Here is a 17,695-nt window from a genome sequence, read left to right on the forward strand (position 1 = left end):
CACTGTTCGATTTGGAAAGTTTGTGCTGGGTCTTGTCGACCGGCGGCTGACCTGTTCGGGACAGCCCGTCAAGCTCTCAAGCCGGTCGCTCGATATTCTCTGCGAATTGGCTTCGGTCCCAGGCGAGGTCGTGAGCAAGGATCGCCTGATGGAAAAAATCTGGCCGGGCCGCGTGGTGGAGGAGAACGCGATCCAGGTGCACGTGTCCACCTTGCGCAAGACACTCGAACCCGGCAGTGACGGTCGGAGCTACGTCGTCACCGTTCCGGGACGAGGCTATCGCCTGGTGGGGGTCGAGAATGGTCCCGACATGCTGGCGTATTCGGGCTGCGGAGACATCCCGGCGCGCGGGACCACGGTCGCCGTGTTGCGGTTCGCCAATCTTAGTGGAGATTCCAGCCAGGATTACTTCGCCGACGGTATCGTAGAGGACATCATCACGGGACTGTCCCGTATCACCGGTCTATCGGTGGTCGGCAGCACGTCGAGCTTGCTGTTCGAAGCCGGCTCCGGCGACCTGGCGAGTATCGGGCGGAAGCTGGGGTGCCGCTATCTCGTGCTGGGGAGCGTGCGTAAGGCCGACAATCGCATAAGGATCACGGCGAGGCTGGTCGAGTCCGACACGGGTGTCGCATTGTGGGCCGAACGGTACGATCGCCGGTTTGATGATATTTTCGAGGTTCAGGATGCCATTGCGATGAGCCTGATCGGGGCGCTCGAGCCGAATCTACGCAAGGTCGAGATCAGCCGCGTTCGACGAGAGCGACCCAACAGTCTCGATGCCTATGACCTCGTGTTGCGGGCACTATCCTCGATGCGCACAACGATGCCGACGGGCGCTGGTGAAGCCATTCCGTTATTGGAGAAGGCATTGGAGCTGGAGCCCGATTATTCGGCGGCCCAGGCACAGTTGGCGCGATGCTTTCAGATCAGATTCAGCCGCGGTGGATTGAACGAGGCAGATCGCGCCACCGCCGTCCATTATGCTCGCGCTGCGACGAGAAGCGATGACGCGACCGCGCTCGGTGCTGCCGGTCTGGTGATCTGGTTCGCTGACCCTGACTTCAGTGACGCGTTCGAGGTGTTTCACCGGGCACTGTCGATCAGTTCTTCGAATGTCGTTGCCTTGGGGAACAGTGCATTCGCACGTGCGTTCATGGGCGACGGCAAAAGCGCGCTTAAACTGGCGCAACATGCCCTAGAGGTAAGCCCGTTCGATACACTGATTGCTCATATGGCGATCGCGGTGACTGAGCTTTATGCGAATCGATTTGACGAGGCACTCAAGGCAGCGGTTCGCGCCGTCGAAGCCAATCCTTCATTCAGTGTGCCGCACGTCCTTCAAACGATCGCCCTGGTTCGGCTCGGTCGAATCGAAGAGGCGAGATCGGCCGCCGAACGTGTCTTGAACCTAGACCCGACGTTCACGATGCCAGTATGGTCGGTCACCGTACGGAAAAACCCTGCCGTTTTCGATCCAATGGCACAGGCGTGGAGCGAGCTCGCTACTTGCAGTTAATGTCTGCGCATGGCCCAACTCGGACCTCCGGCGATATCAGCTCTTGCGATGCTGATGAGGGCAAAGCAGACGTAAGCCCCGAAGGGGCTCGTTGCCTTTATGAGCACATGCCCTAGACTTCGCGGCCAAACTCGGGAGGACAACCGATGATTTGCGACCGCTACGGCCTGCCGCTGACCACCACCTCGGACCGCGCCGCCGCCTATTATGTCGACGGCGTCGATCGGATGCTGGCGGCGCAGCTTGGCGCCGACGCAGCGTTCGAGGCCGCGATCGCCGAGGACCCGGATTTCGCGTTGGCCCATCTCGGCCGCGCCCGCGTCCATCAGCTCAACATGGAAGCGGCCGCGGCCCGCGCCAAGGCCAGCGATGCGCGGCAGCTCGCGGCGGCCGCGACGCCACGCGAGCGCCAGCACATCGAGATCATCGCGTCCGTGATCGAGGGCCAGGGCAAGAAGGCGATGACCGCGGCCGAACAGCATCTCACCGAATATCCACGCGATGCGCAGATACTCTCGCTGTTGCTCGGCGCCTTCGGCCTCTACGCCTTCTCCGGGCGGCCCGACCATGACGCCGCGCGGCTCGCCATCTCCGAGCGTTACATCAATGACTATGGCGACGATTGGTGGTTCCTCACCTATCTCGGCTGGTCGAAGACCGAGGCCGGCGACCTCGTCTCGGGCCGCGCCGTCACCGAGCGCGGCTATGCGCTGAAGCCGGAAAACGCCGGCGCCGCGCACGCGGTGGCGCACGCGCTGTTCGAGCAGGGCGACGCGGCGGAAGGCCGCAGCTTCCTCTCCGCATGGCTGCCGGCGAATGACCGGACGAGTTTCCTGCAGGGCCATCTTGCCTGGCACCTCGCCTTGATCGCGATCGAGGAAGGCGACGCCGACAGCGCGCTCGCCATTTACGAGCAGCATATCAAGCCGGCGGGCCGGCCCTACCCGCCGCTGAATATCTACACCGACACGGCTTCGCTGCTGTGGCGGCTGTCGGTCGCCGGTAAGACCGGTCTCGAGGCGCACTGGCAGGATGTTGCCGCCTATGGCGACGGCTACTTCCCGAAGGCCGGCGCGCATTTCGCCGACGTCCACCACGCGCTCGTCGCAGCCACGACGAACAACGATGCGCTCGAGGCGCGGCTCGCCGAGATGGCGGCGCGCGACGCCGACGGCAAGCTGGCGCCCGGCCCTGCCGCGATCGGGCTCGGCCGCGGCATCGCCGCCTTCGCGGCCGGCGACCATGACAACGCCGTACGCATTCTCGCGCCGCTGATGCCGGAGCTGGTGCGGATCGGCGGCAGCCATGCCCAGCGCGAATTATGGGAGGACACCTTCATCGTGGCGTGCCTGCGCGCCGGCCAGGGCCGGCAGGCAACGAGCCTGATCGCGGACCGGCTGCATCGCCGTCCATCCCGGCGCGACCTCGCCTGGTCGCAGGAGGCGGCACGGCAATAGCCGCTGTTCTCCTTCCCCCTTTCAGGGGGAAGGTCGGGATGGGGGTCAGCCGCGGGCGATGTTGCAAGCGGTGAGAGCAGATCCCCACCCGCTTTGCTCTCACGAGCAAAGCGACCTCCCCTTTTCAAGGGGAGGTTCAACAATCGCGCTCAATCCGGCTTCGCCATGAACGCCGCGAGCGCATCGCGGTCGGCTTGCGGCATGGTGAGCCCGAGCTTGGAGCGGCGCCACAGGATATCATCGGGAAAGCGCGCCCATTCCCTGCGCATGAGGTAGCGCACCTCCGCGCCGGTCAGTTCAGCGCCGAAGGCCGGACCGAGATCGGCCTTCGCTTTGGCATCTCCCAGGACATCCCTGACGTTCAGCCCGTAGGCGGCCACCAGCCGGCGCGCCTGGTCCTCGCCGAGGAAGCGCCAGCGGTCGCGGGCGATGTCGACCTCGGTCTCAAAGCGCTGCCAGGCAAATTCGCCGCCCGGCAATGGTGCGGTCGCGGTCCAGCGCGGCGTCATCGGATAGAACCGCGTGAACTCCGAGACCGCCCGCTCGGCACGCCGCCGCGCGGTGGTGACGTCGCCGCCGAAGATCGTGAGCAGCGGCGCCTTGCCGCGCCTGTAGTCGAGCGAGGCAGCCCCGCCGCCCATGCGCCGGCCGGCCGCGACGACGGAATTGGCGCCGGAAATCGTTCGCAGCACATCGGCCGGGGAGATCTGCTCGCGAAAGTAGCGATTGGCTGCCTCGCAGAGATAGGCCACTTCCCGCACATCCATCGCGACGATGGCGGGATCGCCCTTGAAGACATGACTGACGCTACCGATCAGGGTGAAGTCGCGCTCATAGGGACTGGCGAAGATCAATTGTCCGTCGGAGTTCTGGAACGCATAGACATTGTCGCAATCGAACAGGCGGCGCACCACGATCTGGCTGATCTGTACGGTCGCGAGCTGTGGCGCCGGCACCCGCAACACGCGCTCGGCGACGGAGGCGGTCCATGCGCCGGACGCATTGACCAGCGACCGCGTCGTGATCACCCGCCGATAGCCGCGGTCGATCGCGACCAGCCGCCAGGTCTCGCCGCGCTCGGCCCGGGTCACGCGCGCGCCGGTGCGGATCTCGGCGCCGCGCGCCGCAGCATCGACCGCGGTGAGCACGACGAGCCGGGAATCGTCGACGACGCAGTCGGAATATTCGAACGCGGTTCCGAACGGCCGTTTCAGCGCATTGCCGACCGGATGATGGGTGACGTCGAGGGTCAAGGAGCGCGGCAGGCCGCTGCGCGAGGCGAGATGCTCATAGAGCAGCAGCAACGACCGCAATTGCCATGGCGGCCGTTCGTCGGCATGCGCCGGGATCGCAAAGCGCATCGGCCGCACCAGATGCGGCGCGATGCGCAGCCAGACGTCGCGTTCCCTGAGCGCCCTGCGGACGCGGAAGAACTCGCGCCGTTCCAGACCGGCCAGATCGCCGTGGACCAGCCGCGGCGAGGCCTGCGACGCGCCGGAGCCGAGATCGGCCTGCTCCAGCAGGATCACGCGCAGGCCGCGGCCGGCCGCGTCGCGAGCCACGCTCGTGCCGTTCAGGCCACCGCCGACGATCGCGACGTCATAGTCCGCCATGCACGACGCCTATCGCATTTCAATGCGAACGAAATACGTGCTCGCAGAAAAAATGCGCGAAGGTGGTGCGCTCCCTCTCCCGCTTGCGGGGGAGGGCCGGGGTGGGGGCTCTCTCCGCGAGTCACATTGTGGATAGAGCCCCCACCCGCATCGCATCTTCGATGCGATGCGACCTCCCCCGCAAGCGGGAGAGGTGTAGCCGACGTGCTGCGAGACCAATCAGTCTGGCGTCATCGTGCTCGCACCGATCGATGCGAAGAAGCCTTCCGGCCCATCGACCTCGATCAGCTTCTTGCCTTCGATCACCCAGAACCGGTTGGCCACCGTCCGCACGAACTGGCGGTCGTGCGACACCAACAGGCAGCTCGCCTGCTGCTCCATCAGTTCCTCCTCCAGCGTCTCCTGGCCCTCGATGTCGAGGTGGTTGGTCGGCTCGTCGAGCAGATAGAAGTTCGGCTGGGTGAGCCGCAGCACCAGCATCCCGAGACGGGCCTTCTGCCCGCCCGACAGCCGCCCGATCGGACGGCCCTGCATCTCGATCGAGAGGCCGGCGCCGGCGAGCAGGCCGCGGGCACGCTGATCGCCGACCTCGAAGCGCCGCGTCAGCATGCGCATCGGCGTGTCGCCATCCCTGAGATCGGCCAGCGCCTGGTCGCAATAGCCTGCAACCAGCGACTCGGTGGCCCGGATCTCGGCGGCCGCCGCCGCGGGGGCCTCGATCGCCAGCCGCAACGCCGCGACGAACCGGGTCTTGCCGGCGCCGTTTGGCCCCAGCAGCGCGATCCGGTCGCCCTTGCAGATGAACTGCTGACCGGTCCTGAACAACGGCCTGCCGTCGGGGGCGGCGATCTCGGCGTTGTTCAGCCTGATCAGGACCTTGGCATGGGTGTCGCGGTTGGCGAGCCGGATCGTGCCGGCCGAGCGTTCCATATGCGCCGGCTTCGTCGTCTCCTCCAATTTCTCGGCGCGCAGCTTCAACTGCCTGGTCTTCGACAGCAGGAGATCGCTGCCGGAATTGATGCCGAGGTTGTTGAGCTTGGCGGCCTGCTGCCGCAGCTGCCGGACGGTCTTCATGTCGCGCTGATAGCGCCGGTCGTCCGAGGCATCGAATTCGTCGACCGCCGCCCGCGCCGCGGTGTAGGGCAACGCGAACAGCTGCGACCGCTCCGGGCGCAGGAACAGCGTTCGGTTGGTGGTCGCGTCGAGGAAGGCGCGATCGTGGCTTGCGATCACCACCGGCATCTCGCGCGGCAGCGCGTTCAGCCAGGCCTCGAGCCGGGCGATCTTGGCGAGGTCGAGATGGTTGGTCGGCTCGTCGAGCAGCAATATGTCGGGCTCGGTCACCAGCACGCGGGCGAGCAGCGCAAGCCGCAGCCAGCCGCCGCTCAATTGCTTCAGCGGCCGTGCCCACAGCTCCTCGGGCACCTCGAGCGATTGCAGGGCGACGTCGACCCGCCAGCCCTCGCTGCCGCGTTGCTCGCCGGGCAGCGCGTCAAGGACGGCTGCATGAAACGCAGTGTCCAGCAAGCTCAGTGGCGCATCCTGCTCGACATGGCCAACGGTCAGGCCGCGCGCGCGGGTGATGTCGCCTTCATTGGGCTCCATGCTGCCTGCGATACAGCGTAACAGCGTGGATTTGCCGCGGCCGTTGGCGGCCACGAGGCCAATCCGGTCGCCGGCATTGACGACGAAATTCAATTCGGAAAACAGCGGCGCGTTCAGCGTCACGCCGAGATTGCGTACATTGATGAGGGACACGATCAATTCTCTGGTCTTGCCGGCGATCACGACAACATCCAGAGGCGTCCAGCCATCATCGGATGTGCGTGTCGAAGCGCGGCGAGGGATTTGAGTGCAGGCACGAACGCTCAAACGTTCGACGCCGCACGGCCACGAAGGGCAGACCAGGAAGAGATTTTAGGCGAGTTTCCGGTCAGCCCTGCAAACGCATTTGCAGGGCGTTGACGGGGCCACGCTTGAGGTGGGGATCGTTGAATCGCGCCACGACGCAGCCCTCCTTTCTCGGAACAAATGTTGTGGTGGGTCGAGATTTAGCGGGACGTGCCGCCGATGGCAAGCCAGGCTAGCCAGTCCGGTCCGAGGTACAGGCCCGTCTAGCCGGCCCTACGCACGGATTCCGCCAGGTGGTCGCCGCCGACCAGCGCGGCAAATTGACCGATCGGGGCCGGCCGGCCGATCAGATAGCCCTGCACCGCATCGCAGCCTTCTTCCGAGAGGAAGCCGAGCTGCGCCTCGGTCTCGACGCCTTCGGCGACGATCGACATTTCGAGGCCATGGCCGAGATCGATCACCGCGCGCACGATCGCGGCCGATTGCGGATTGCGGCCGAGATTGATGACGAAGGCGCGGTCGATCTTGATCTTGTCGAACGGAAACGCCTGCAAATAGCTCAGCGAGGAATAGCCGCTGCCGAAATCGTCCATCGAGATGCGCACGCCGAGCGCCTTCAGCCGCCGCAGCAGCGACAGGCCGCGATCGAAATCCTCGATCAGCACACCCTCGGTGATTTCGAGCTCGAGGCGATCGGGCGTCAGCCCGGTCTCGAGCAGGATCGAATGGACGAGGCCGACGAGGTCGCCATGGGTGAATTGCGCCGGCGACAGGTTCACGGCGATCTGCATCGGCACCGCCCAGGAGGCCGCCTCCCGGCAGGCCTCGCGCAGGATCCATTCGCCCATCTCGACGATCAGGCCGCTTTCTTCCGCCAGCGGAATGAAGTCGCCGGGCGGCACGAAGCCGCGCACCGGATGGTGCCAGCGCGCCAGCGCCTCGAAACCGATGATCCGGCTGCCCGCAACGCTCGGGCCCGCAGCCGCCTGCGGCTGGTAGTAGAGCGACAATTCGCCGTTCTTGATCGCGACCGACAATTCCTGATGCAGCACGCGGCGATCGCGGATCTGCTGGTCCATCTCGGGCTCGAAGATCGAGATCGTGCCGCGCGACTTCGCCTTGGCGCGGAACAGCGCCGCGCCCGAATTGGCCAGCAGCGAGGCCGCATCTGAGCCATTGTGCGGGAACACGGCGATGCCGGTGGTGAGACCGGTGCGGACCGACTTGCCGTCGATCGCGAAATCCTCACCCAACGCCTCGGCGGCCTGCTCGGCCAGCGCAATGCCGGCGACGGGCTGCTGGCCGTCGATGATGAGGCCGAATTCGTCGCCGGACAGCCGCGCGACCACGCCGCCACGCGCCACGGTCTGCAAACGCTGCGCGACCTCGATCAGCACCTTGTCGCCCATCGCATGGCCGTAGACGTCGTTGATCTCCTTCAGCCCGTCGAGGTCGACGCAGAGCACGGCGAACTCCTCGTCGGTGCCGTCGCAGGCCTCGATCATCTGGGTCAGCGCCTGCAGGAAGGCGGCGCGGTTCGGCAGATCGGTCAGGCCGTCATGATAGGCCATGTGCGCCATGCGCGACTCGGTCTGGCGCCGGTCGGTGACGTCCTCATGGGTCTTGATCAGATATTGCGGCTCGCCATGGTCGTCGAGCACGGTCATGCGGCGGGTCAGGAACAGCCGCAGGCCGTCCTTGGTCGAGATCGGGTGCTCCTCGGCGATCATGCTGCGCTTCCTGATCGCGGCCTCATCGCGGGCGACGATCAGCTTGGCTTCGCGCGCATTGAAGATGTCGGAGGCAGTGAGGCCGGCGGCGTCCTCGCGGCGGCGGTTGAGGATCGTCTCGGCGCTGCGGTTGGCCAACAGATAGCGGCCGTCGCTGACCCGCTGCACGATCAGCGAGACCGGGATGTTGTCGACCACGAGCTCGAGGAATTTCTTGTTGTTCTCGAGCTCGCGCGACAGCGAGCGACGATCGGTGACGTCCTCGAACAGCGCGATCAGGAACTCCGGCTCGCCGGCCTCGTTGCGGGCGATCACCCGGTTCGACGCTAGGATGCGCTTCTCCGCACCGCGTTCGACGAAGAACTCGCTGCGGTGATAGCCTTCCGGCGCGTCCAGCGCCGCGCGGTCGGCCGTGTCGATGCTGAGCGCGGTCTCGGGACGGAAGATCTCGTCGGCGCGCTTGCCGACGATGTGATCGCGCGAGAAGCGCGAGAAGCGCTCGAACGCGCGGTTGGCGAAGATGTAGCGGCCGTCCTCGATGTTCTTGGCCGCGACGCAGACCGGAACGTTGTCGAGCACGGATTCGAGGAACTGCGTGGTCGAGGCCAGCTTGCGCGACAGCTTGCGCTGGTCGGTGCAATCGAGATGGGTCGCGACCGAGCCGCCGTTCGGCAACGGAAAATATTTCACCAGCACCGACTTGCCGCCCGGCAGTTCGGTGACCAGCCCCTCGGGCTCTGCGGCCCTGGCAAAGAAATCGTCGACGCTGACGTCGAGCACGCCGCGGCTGCGGCGCAGTTCCAGCAATTCGGTACCGGTCATGTGGCGCCGGATGTCGGCGCGCGACAGGCCGTAGATGTCGAGATAGCGGTCGTTGCAGAACACGATGCGCTCCTGCGCATCGGTCATCACCACGCCCTGGTTCAGATGGTTGAGGGCCGACGACACGAAGGCGTTGCGCCGCAATTGCGCGCGCTTGGCCTTGCGCAGGGCGGAGAGCACCCAGAGCCCGACAGCGCCGAGGAAGGAGGCAACCACCACGCTGCCGATCAGGAGTTCCCAGACCACGCCGGGATCGAGGTCACCGAGATAGCTCGAGGGCGCGAAGGCGGCGGAGGCGGCCCGGGCTGCACCGAACGGCACGACGGCGGCGATCAGGCAAAGGACAGCCCTTGCCGGAATCGAATTCTTCCCGCCCGCCTGCCACTTCCTGCCAGCCATCGATCACCCGCGGATTTCCGGGACGAGTGTCCGGCTCCGGCGGTTTGGATCGGGTAAACGCGTACTGATGCAACTGGACAATGCGAGTTAATTTACGGCAATTGCCCTGACATGATTAATGCTCCACTAACGCGGCATGGCTCTCCGACAATTTGAGATGGCACAACCACTTGCCCAGAACGAGCGGATCGGCTGAACGATATTGACGGCCATGACCAAGGCGTGGCTGCGGGGAAATATTCGGACCTGAAGGACGTGATGGACAGGGTTGATTGCGTGATCGTCGGTGCGGGGGTGATCGGCCTCGCCGTGGCGCGCCGGCTGGCACAGGCCGGTCGCGAAGTGATTGTGATCGAGGAGGCCGAAGGGATCGGCACGGTGACCTCGTCGCGAAACAGCGAGGTGATCCACGCCGGCATCTACTACAAGGCCGGCAGCCTGATGGCGCGGATGTGCGTCAGCGGCAAGCGGGCGCTCTACCGTTACTGCGCCGAGCACGGCATCCCGCACAAGAATTGCGGCAAGCTGATCGTCGCCACCACAGCTGTGGAGACCGAGAAGCTGCAGTCGATCCGCTCGCATGCCGCGGCCAACGGCGTCGACGACATGCAATTGCTCTCCGGCGAGGCAGCACGCGCGCTGGAGCCGGCGCTGAACTGCGACGCGGCGCTGCTGTCGCCCTCCACCGGGATCATCGACAGCCATGCCTACATGCTGAGCCTGCGCGGCGATGCCGAGGCGGCCGGAGCGGCGTTCGCCTTCCATACGCCGCTGCTCCATGCCAAGGCGACCGCCAACGGGTTCGAGATCGAAGCCGGCGGCGCGGCACCCATGACGCTCGCCTGCGATCTCCTGGTCAATGCCGCGGGCCTCGGCGCAACGGCGGTCGCACGCAACGTCGACGGCATGCCGATCGAGTTGATTCCAACCGCCTATTTGGCCAAGGGCAATTATTTCAGCTGCAGCGCTAGGGCGCCATTCTCGCGGCTGATCTATCCGGTTCCGGAACCCGGTGGGCTCGGCGTGCACCTGACGCTCGACATGGCCGGACAGGCAAGGTTCGGCCCCGACGTCGAGTGGATCGATCGCATCGATTATGCCGTCGACCCTGCGCGGGCCGATCGGTTCTATCCGGCGATCCGGAAATACTGGCCGACCCTGCCGGATGGCGCGCTGATGCCGAGCTATTCGGGAATCCGGCCCAAGATCGTGCCGCCTGCGGTGGCAACCCAGGATTTCCTGATCCAGGGCCCGGCCGATCACGGCGTCGCCGGCCTGATCAACCTGTTCGGCATCGAGTCACCAGGGCTGACATCGTCGCTCGCGGTCGCCGACCATGTCGGCGCGCTGGCGCAGCTCTGAGCAAATGCAGCATGGCCTCCCGGGGGACGCGCGCTTTGGCGCTCATCCCTCGGTGAAAGGCCAGATTATTTGCGAATTTACAGGGGGACCGGCTTAGTGGACCGTGTCGTCGGCGGAAAGTCTCAACCGCTCGATTTGATCCTTGACCATCAGCTTGCGGCGCTTCAGCTCGCAAATATGCAGGTCGTCTACAGAGGGGTGAACGAGCGCTTCGTGCAGTTCGTTCTCTAGTATTTTGTGTTTACGCTCCAGCTCAACGAGATGGGCCTGTATCGCCATTGCGAACTCTCCTCGGTGCGTTAAACCTCAGGTTCGATCCGGACTCCTGAGTGTACACAAGTGGGCGGTACTGTCGATAGGGGACGCAAAATGCCGCACGCACTCATTTCGGTTTATCTGTAACCAATCGTGATTGTGGAACCGGTTCGGCTTGCGCGGCGCGCGCGCAGGGAGGATATTCCGGTAAGCGGCTGCTTCGGCCGCAACAACCTCATCGTGCTTACCAGTTAATACACAACCATGAACGATCAGGATGAGCGCGAACTCCTCGCCGAGCTTGCGCGTCTGCAACAAGAGCACCGCGACCTCGATGCCGCGATCGACGCGCTGCATCAGTCGCCAGCGCCGGATCTCCTGATGCTGCAGCGCTTGAAGAAGCGGAAGCTGCAATTGCGCGACCGCATCGCCTTCATCGAAGATCAGATCACGCCCGACATCATCGCCTGACGCGCGCCGCTGGGTTCGGCGGCGCCGGTTCAGGTCGACCCGTGGGTTTTCCCCGTCATCCACAGCGCCTCGTAGGCTTCACGTTCGCGGCAACGGATGCGCGCGCGGTTTTCGCCGCTTGACTCCAAAAGAACAAAATAAGAACATGCCGGTCCAGCCGCCAGCCATAGAGGGAGTTTCGCCATGTCCGCACCGCCGTCCCTGCCCGAGCACACCCACTACGAGAAGGCCTGCGATCAGGCGATCGCGATGTGCGACGGCAACCTGCGCAGCACCATCAAGGCGCTGATCATGGCCAACGAATATCTGGAAGCCGAGCTCGAGGAATTGCAGGCCGCGATCACGGCCGGCTGCGTGCCCGCGCGAACCCATGCGGCAAGCGACGCCGCCTGATCCTTGACTCTGATCTTGGCCTGACCTTCAGGGAGCACAGCAATGGCGGACGTGACCTATTACGTGGCACTGCCCTTCATGCAGGATGACGACGGCACGCCGGTCGCCGGCAGCGCCGAGGAATGCCAGAGTTCGGCGATCGCGCTGCGCCGGGCGGAGACGATGTCGCGGATGCCCGACAGCATCGGCGCCGTCGCGTTCAGCCGGACCGGCGATCCCGCGATCGGCGAATTCGGCGATGCCAAGCTGCTGCGCGCTTACGGCAATGTGCCGGAGGATCTCAGCGCACTGTAACCGCTAGGGATGATGGGATCAGGTTGAGCTGGAACGGCCTCGAAAGTTCACCTCTCCCTTGGGAGAGGTCGATTTGCGTAGCAAATCGGGTGAGGGGTCACGGTCTATCGAGAGCGCAAGAGCCCTCACCCGGATCGCTTCGCAATCCGACCTCTCCCCAACGGGGAGAGGTGAATTGAGACCGCGCCAGGCCGATTCAACCAAAACTCATCCTGCTCTAGGATTCTCCTGGGATTCATGGCGCCGCTGCGCCTTGCGCACATACATCGCGCGATCGGCTTCATCGAGAACGCGATCGATATCCGAATGCGCGGTGAGGATCGCAACGCCTGCGGAGGCGCCCGCGGAGACGCGGCTGTCACGGAACACGAAGGTCAGGCGATCGATCGCATCTTCCAGCGCAGCCGCCTTGGCACGCGCATCGGTCTCGCTGAGGTTCCACAGCAGCACCGCGAACTCGTCGCCACCGAGACGGCCGACCACGTCGGAGGCGCGCACCTGGTCCGATATCGCGGCAACGATCTTCTTCAGCACCTCGTCGCCGGCCGCATGCCCGAAGGCATCGTTGATCGGCTTGAGGCGATCGACGTCGAGCACGATCAGCGCGCCGGAGGCCTGATAGCGCTTGATGAAGGAGAGCGAGCGGACGAGCTCGCGCTCGAAGCCGCGCCGGTTCAGGATGCCGAGCAGGAAGTCGGTCTCGGCCGAGGCCTGCAGCTCCTCGATCCGGGCCTGGGCCCGCGCCAGTTGCGCCCGCAACCGGCGGATGGTGGATTTGTCGCCGGATGTGACCGCGCCTCGCATGGAAGCTCCGGTTCCAGCCGCTTTGGTTCCAGCCCCCTTGATTCCAGCCCCCTTGCTTCCAGCAGCCTTGCTTCCAGTCCTGCCCGGCCCCGATTTGCGCGCGGTGGACGCGCCTTTCCGTCGTTTTGCGGCCCCAGAGGCGGCCGCCGTCGTCTTCTTCTTCATGCGCATCCTTGTTGAGGCCTGCTTATGAAGGCTTGCCGGGATTCACCAAGACAGGATAGTCCATTCTAACTCCCTTGCCACGCCTTGGATGAGAACCGGGCCGTCCCTATAATCGGCCTATGCTTTTGGATTCCTGCACAGAATTGAAGAGATGACCGCTCCGATCGCCATCATCATGGGAAGCCAGTCCGACTGGGAGACCATGCGCCATGCCGCCGAGACCCTGGCTGCGCTTGGTGTTGCCTGCGAAACGCGCATCGTTTCGGCGCACCGCACCCCCGATCGGCTCTATGCCTTTGCCAAGGGCGCCAAGGCTGCTGGGCACAAGGTGATCATCGCCGGCGCCGGCGGTGCCGCCCATCTGCCGGGCATGACGGCTGCGCTGACGGAGCTTCCGGTGTTCGGGGTTCCCGTCGAGTCGAAGGCGCTGTCCGGCGTCGATTCGCTGTACTCGATCGTGCAGATGCCGGCCGGCATCCCGGTCGGGACGCTGGCGATCGGCAAGCCCGGTGCGATCAATGCCGCGCTACTCGCAGCGAGCGTGCTCGCGCTCAGCGATCCCGCTCTGTCGGCCCGCCTTGCGGCCTGGCGCAAGCAGCAGACCGATGCGGTCAAGGACCATCCGGAGGGCGCGGCGTGACGGCTTCGAACGGAGTGAAGCTGAAACCGGGCGACACCATTGGAATCCTCGGCGGAGGACAATTGGGCCGGATGCTGGCGATGTCCGCGGCGCGCCTCGGGCTGCGCTGCCAGGTGTTTTCGCCGGATCCGGACTCGCCGGCCTTCGACGTGGTGCAGAGCGCGACCTGCGCGGAATATGCCGACGTCGAGGCGCTCGAACTGTTCGCCAACGACGTCGACGTCGTCACTTATGAATTCGAGAACGTCCCGGCCGCGACCGCGATGGTGCTCGCCGCGCGCCGCCCGGTGCTGCCCGCGTACAAGATCCTCGAGACCACGCAGGACCGGCTGATCGAGAAGGATTTCATCAGCAAGCTGGGGATCGGCACCGCCGATTATGCCGACGTCTCCTCGGTCGCCACGCTGCGCGCGGCGATCGAACAGATCGCCTTGCCTGCTGTCATCAAGACCCGCCGCTTCGGCTATGACGGCAAGGGCCAAGCCATCATCCGCCCGGGCGATGACATCGAACAGGTCTGGGAGGACCTCGGCACCAAGTCGGCGATCCTCGAGGCCTTCGTGCCGTTCGAGCGCGAGATCTCGGTGATCGCGGCGCGCTCCGCGTCCGGTGAAGTCGAGTGCTTCGACGTCACCGAGAACGAGCATCGCGACCACATCTTGAAGATCTCCCGCGCGCCGGCCGCGATTCCCGAGGCGCTTGCCGCGCAGGCGCGCGCAATCGCCGAGAAGATCGCCACTGCACTCGACTATGTCGGCGTGCTCGCGGTGGAATTGTTCGTGGTCCCCGGCAACGGCAAGGCGGCGACGGTGCTGGTCAACGAGATCGCACCGCGCGTGCACAATTCCGGTCACTGGACGCTCGACGGCGCCTCGATCTCGCAGTTCGAGCAGCACATTCGCGCCATCGCCGGCTGGCCGCTGGGCAAGCCGGTGCGCCATGGCGAGGTCACCATGACCAACCTGATCGGCGACGACATCCTGAGCTACGAGCAGTGGCTCACCGTTCCCGGTGCCACGGTGCATCTGTACGGCAAGGGCACGCCGCGCCCCGGCCGCAAGATGGGGCACGTCACCGAAGTGACGCCGCCCCGCAAGCCATGAATTCCGCTGGAGCGCGATGAGATCTTCATCGCGCTCGGTCGCTGTCGGGATCGTGGCGTCCACGATCCCATTCGCACATCACGCAGTCTTGACGCCGGCGACGACGCCGGTCGGCTCGTCGCTGAGCCAGCGATAGATCACGCCGCCGAGCGCACCGCCGATCAAGGGCGCGACCCAGAACATCCAGAGCTGCGCCAGCGCCCAGCCGCCGACGAACAGTGCCGGCCCGGTGCTGCGCGCCGGGTTCACCGAGGTGTTGGTGACGGGAATGCTGACGAGATGGATCATCACCAGCGCGAAGCCGATGGCGAGCGGCGCGAAGCCCGCAGGCGCCTTGCCATGGGTCGATCCCATGATGATGAACAGGAACATCATGGTCATCACGACCTCCATGATGAAGCACACCACCATGCTGTAATGGCCCGGTGAGTGCGCATCATAGCCGTTGGAGGCGAAGCCCTTGCTGACATCGAAGCCGGGTGCACCGCTGGCGATCACATAGAGCAGCCAGGCCGCGATGATCGCGCCGGCAACCTGCGCGATGATGTAGGGCAGCACCTGGCCGCCGGGGAAACGCCCGCCCGCGGCGAGCCCGACCGTCACCGCCGGATTGAGGTGGCAGCCCGAGACATGCCCGATCGCGTAAGCCATCGTCACCACGCTCAGCCCGAAGGCCAATGACACGCCGACCAGGCCGATCCCGACCTGCGGAAAGCCCGCCGCGATGACCGCGCTGCCGCAGCCGGCGAATGTGAGCCAGAACGTACCGATCAGCTCGGCCGCATACTTCTTCATATCCATGTGCCATCTCCCCTATTTCCAATGCCCGGGTCATCCAAAACGCCGGGAGCGGCCCTCAACTGGGCGCCAAACCACCCAAATCAGGGCCGCACGATGGCATTTTCGCCCCATTTCGTGGCTTTACTAGGCCCGAAAGTCACTCGACCGGTGGACATCTGCGCGTTTGTCTGATACATGCGCGCGCCTAGGGTTAAGAGGCAGGCCTTTTGCCGCCCCTTCACCTCGCCAGAATTCCGAACCGATCAATTCAAAAGAGGATGCCGCGTGCAGGTTCTCGTCCGCGATAACAATGTCGACCAAGCCCTGAAGGCGCTGAAGAAGAAGATGCAGCGCGAGGGCATTTTCCGCGAGATGAAGCTCCGCGGTCACTACGAAAAGCCCTCTGAGAAGAAGGCTCGCGAAAAGGCCGAAGCCGTGCGCCGCGCTCGCAAGCTGGCGCGCAAGAAGCTGCAGCGTGAAGGCCTGCTGCCGATGAAGCCGAAGCCGGTGTTCGGCGCTGGTCCCGGTGGCGACCGCGGCGGCCGTCCCGGTGGTGCTGGCGCTGGTCGCGGCCCCCGCTGAACCGTTTTGCCGATCTGGAAGTCTAACAGCGCGGGCCACGGGCCCGCGTTGTCGTTTTGAAGCAAGCCGCGTTCCGGGGTGCCCATGCAAGATTACCGGCAAGAGTATTTTGCATGACGGATGCTCCGGCACCCCGCCCGCTCTTTCCGGCACCACCGCGCCACCGTCGCGCAGCGCAACTCATCATCGCAGCGGCTCTCGGCCTGCCGCTTGCGGGCTGCTCCTTCGACCTCGGTTCATGGGGCTCGGACGACAAGCCGAAACCAGCCGCTGCCGCCGCTGACAAGCCGGCTGCCGACACCATCACGCCACAGGACATCAACAGCGCCAAGGATCACGCCACGCGCGGCCAGGTGCTGGCACATTCCGGCAAGGTCGACGAGGCGCAGGCGGAGTTCGAGCAAGCGCTGACCTCCGACCCCTACAACATCCAGGCGCTGTACGGCCGCGGCCTGATCTATCAGGGCCGCGGGCAACATCAGCAGGCAATCGACGATTTCACGGCGGCCAGCGGGCTGTCGCCGCAGAAGGCCGAACCGCTGGTCGGCCGCGCCACCAGCTACCTCGCGCTCGACAAGGCCAAGCAGGCCGCGACCGACCTCGATGAGGCCGTGCAGGCCGATCCCAACAATGTTGCGGCGTGGAGCGCCCGAGGCCAGGCCTATGAGCGGCTCGGCGACAAGGCCAAGGCGGCTGCGTCGTACAATCGCGCGCTCGCGCTGCGGCCGAATGACGGCAGCGCGCGCAGCGGGCTGGCGCGCACCGGCGGCTAAAGCCTGATGAGATTAGGCTGAGCTGTAACGGCGTCGAAAGTTCACCTCTCCCTTGGGAGAGGTCGATTTGCGCAGCAAATCGGGTGAGGGGTGACGGTCTATTGAGAGAGCAGAAGCCCTCACCCGGATTGCTTCGCAATCCGACCTCTCCCCGGCGGGGAGAGGTGAACCAAGACCGCGCCAAGCCTACTTCAGCGGGACGCTTACTTCGGCAGGACGGCGTGGAACATCGACTTCATGCCGGAGAACATGTCGTCGGTCACCGAGGTGCGCTCATTCTTCGGCGCCGGCATGATCGCCTCGGCGCGCAGGTCGAGCGGCGCCTGGATCACCGGGACCGGAATGTCGGCCGGCGGCGTCAGCCGGTTCGAATCCTGCGCATTGGCGGCGTAGGGCGGACGCGGCTGCGAGGATTGATCGGCATTGTCGCTGGACGGGTTCGACACCATGATCGGCGGCGGCAACGGCCGGATCGCCGACGCCGCGGCGGGGCGCTGCGCGTCAGGCAGGCGGGCAACATCGGTACGCGCCGCATCCTGGGAGCGCGCGGCGTCCTGGGAACGCGCCGCTTCCTGCGGACGCTCCTTGCGCAGCCGCTCGATGGCGGCGCGCGCCAGATCATTGGCGTCGCGGTTTTCCTCCGGCGTGGCGGCGGCCTCGGCCGGTGCGGCTGACGTGGCGG

Annotated in this window: 16 protein-coding genes and 1 pseudogene; 10 read left to right on the plus strand and 7 right to left on the minus strand. The window is 65.4% G+C overall.

What is annotated here, in order from left to right; translation table 11 throughout:
- Both AC628_RS36440 and AC628_RS36445 read left to right on the plus strand, forming a co-directional pair.
- Nucleotides 1–1,519: winged helix-turn-helix domain-containing protein (locus tag AC628_RS36440; RefSeq protein WP_074131507.1), on the plus strand; the 1,519-nt coding region annotated here is incomplete at its 5' end.
- Between the two features lie 227 nt (nucleotides 1,520–1,746).
- Nucleotides 1,747–2,976 (plus strand): tetratricopeptide repeat protein, encoded by a 1,230-nt coding sequence (locus AC628_RS36445; RefSeq protein WP_083633266.1) that lies wholly within the window; start codon nucleotides 1,747–1,749, stop codon nucleotides 2,974–2,976.
- 149 nt (nucleotides 2,977–3,125) lie between these two features.
- Here AC628_RS36445 and AC628_RS36450 read toward each other — a convergent pair whose 3' ends face one another.
- The 3 genes from AC628_RS36450 to AC628_RS36460 form a co-directional block, all read right to left on the minus strand.
- Nucleotides 3,126–4,589: a glycerol-3-phosphate dehydrogenase gene (locus tag AC628_RS36450; protein WP_074131509.1), complete on the minus strand. Its 1,464-nt coding sequence runs from the start codon at nucleotides 4,587–4,589 to the stop codon at nucleotides 3,126–3,128.
- A 219-nt stretch (nucleotides 4,590–4,808) separates the two neighbouring features.
- A complete protein-coding gene (locus tag AC628_RS36455) occupies nucleotides 4,809–6,347 on the minus strand; it encodes an ABC-F family ATP-binding cassette domain-containing protein (RefSeq protein WP_074131517.1) in 1,539 nt (512 codons plus the stop codon).
- Nucleotides 6,348–6,703: 356 nt separating this feature from the next.
- The gene (locus tag AC628_RS36460) at nucleotides 6,704–9,391 is read right to left on the minus strand and encodes a sensor domain-containing protein (RefSeq protein WP_074131510.1); all 2,688 of its coding nucleotides are present in this window, start codon (nucleotides 9,389–9,391) and stop codon (nucleotides 6,704–6,706) included.
- Between the two features lie 258 nt (nucleotides 9,392–9,649).
- Here AC628_RS36460 and AC628_RS36465 point away from each other — a divergent pair, with 258 nt between their 5' ends.
- On the plus strand, nucleotides 9,650–10,753 hold the full coding sequence (locus tag AC628_RS36465) for an NAD(P)/FAD-dependent oxidoreductase (RefSeq protein ID WP_074131518.1): 1,104 nt from the start codon (nucleotides 9,650–9,652) through the stop codon (nucleotides 10,751–10,753).
- Between the two features lie 93 nt (nucleotides 10,754–10,846).
- Here AC628_RS36465 and AC628_RS36470 read toward each other — a convergent pair whose 3' ends face one another.
- Nucleotides 10,847–11,032, minus strand: coding sequence for a YdcH family protein (locus AC628_RS36470; RefSeq protein ID WP_050422666.1), 186 nt, complete (start codon nucleotides 11,030–11,032; stop codon nucleotides 10,847–10,849).
- A gap of 240 nt (nucleotides 11,033–11,272) precedes the next feature.
- Between AC628_RS36470 and AC628_RS36475 the strand changes: the two genes are divergently transcribed.
- The 3 genes from AC628_RS36475 to AC628_RS36485 all read left to right on the plus strand — a co-directional run bounded on the left by AC628_RS36475 (nucleotide 11,273) and on the right by AC628_RS36485 (nucleotide 12,166).
- The gene (locus AC628_RS36475; RefSeq protein ID WP_024583705.1) at nucleotides 11,273–11,479 is read left to right on the plus strand and encodes a YdcH family protein; all 207 of its coding nucleotides are present in this window, start codon (nucleotides 11,273–11,275) and stop codon (nucleotides 11,477–11,479) included.
- Nucleotides 11,480–11,662: 183 nt separating this feature from the next.
- The gene (locus tag AC628_RS36480; protein ID WP_074131511.1) at nucleotides 11,663–11,872 is read left to right on the plus strand and encodes a hypothetical protein; all 210 of its coding nucleotides are present in this window, start codon (nucleotides 11,663–11,665) and stop codon (nucleotides 11,870–11,872) included.
- A 42-nt stretch (nucleotides 11,873–11,914) separates the two neighbouring features.
- On the plus strand, nucleotides 11,915–12,166 hold the full coding sequence (locus AC628_RS36485) for a hypothetical protein (RefSeq protein ID WP_074131512.1): 252 nt from the start codon (nucleotides 11,915–11,917) through the stop codon (nucleotides 12,164–12,166).
- 207 nt (nucleotides 12,167–12,373) lie between these two features.
- Here the strand turns inward: AC628_RS36485 and AC628_RS36490 are convergent, their stop codons facing one another.
- Entirely contained in the window at nucleotides 12,374–13,141 is a 768-nt protein-coding gene (locus tag AC628_RS36490) for a GGDEF domain-containing protein (protein ID WP_074131513.1), read from the minus strand.
- A gap of 145 nt (nucleotides 13,142–13,286) precedes the next feature.
- On the opposite strand from AC628_RS36490, the gene purE reads away from it, so the two are divergent.
- Together purE and AC628_RS36500 are read left to right on the plus strand one after the other, a co-directional pair.
- The gene (gene purE / locus AC628_RS36495) at nucleotides 13,287–13,775 is read left to right on the plus strand and encodes a 5-(carboxyamino)imidazole ribonucleotide mutase (protein ID WP_074131514.1); all 489 of its coding nucleotides are present in this window, start codon (nucleotides 13,287–13,289) and stop codon (nucleotides 13,773–13,775) included.
- Nucleotides 13,772–14,878 carry a 5-(carboxyamino)imidazole ribonucleotide synthase gene (locus AC628_RS36500; protein WP_074131515.1) on the plus strand — a complete coding sequence of 369 codons (1,107 nt, stop codon included), beginning with the start codon at nucleotides 13,772–13,774 and terminating at the stop codon, nucleotides 14,876–14,878. Before purE ends, AC628_RS36500 begins: the two co-directional genes overlap by 4 nt.
- Before the next feature lie 78 nt (nucleotides 14,879–14,956).
- Here the strand turns inward: AC628_RS36500 and aqpZ are convergent, their stop codons facing one another.
- A complete protein-coding gene (gene aqpZ / locus AC628_RS36505) occupies nucleotides 14,957–15,679 on the minus strand; it encodes an aquaporin Z (RefSeq protein WP_074131516.1) in 723 nt (240 codons plus the stop codon).
- A 264-nt stretch (nucleotides 15,680–15,943) separates the two neighbouring features.
- Between aqpZ and rpsU the strand changes: the two genes are divergently transcribed.
- On the plus strand, nucleotides 15,944–16,240 hold the full coding sequence (gene rpsU, locus AC628_RS36510; protein ID WP_021078544.1) for a 30S ribosomal protein S21: 297 nt from the start codon (nucleotides 15,944–15,946) through the stop codon (nucleotides 16,238–16,240).
- Between the two features lie 113 nt (nucleotides 16,241–16,353).
- Nucleotides 16,354–17,013 (plus strand): tetratricopeptide repeat protein, encoded by a 660-nt coding sequence (locus tag AC628_RS36515; RefSeq protein WP_083633265.1) that lies wholly within the window; start codon nucleotides 16,354–16,356, stop codon nucleotides 17,011–17,013.
- 203 nt (nucleotides 17,014–17,216) lie between these two features.
- On the opposite strand, the pseudogene AC628_RS44480 reads toward AC628_RS36515, so the two are convergent.
- Nucleotides 17,217–17,695: pseudogene (locus AC628_RS44480) on the minus strand (hypothetical protein); the annotation flags it as partial.

The organism is Bradyrhizobium sp. NAS96.2 (assembly GCF_001908235.1).
Lineage (GTDB): Bacteria > Pseudomonadota > Alphaproteobacteria > Rhizobiales > Xanthobacteraceae > Bradyrhizobium.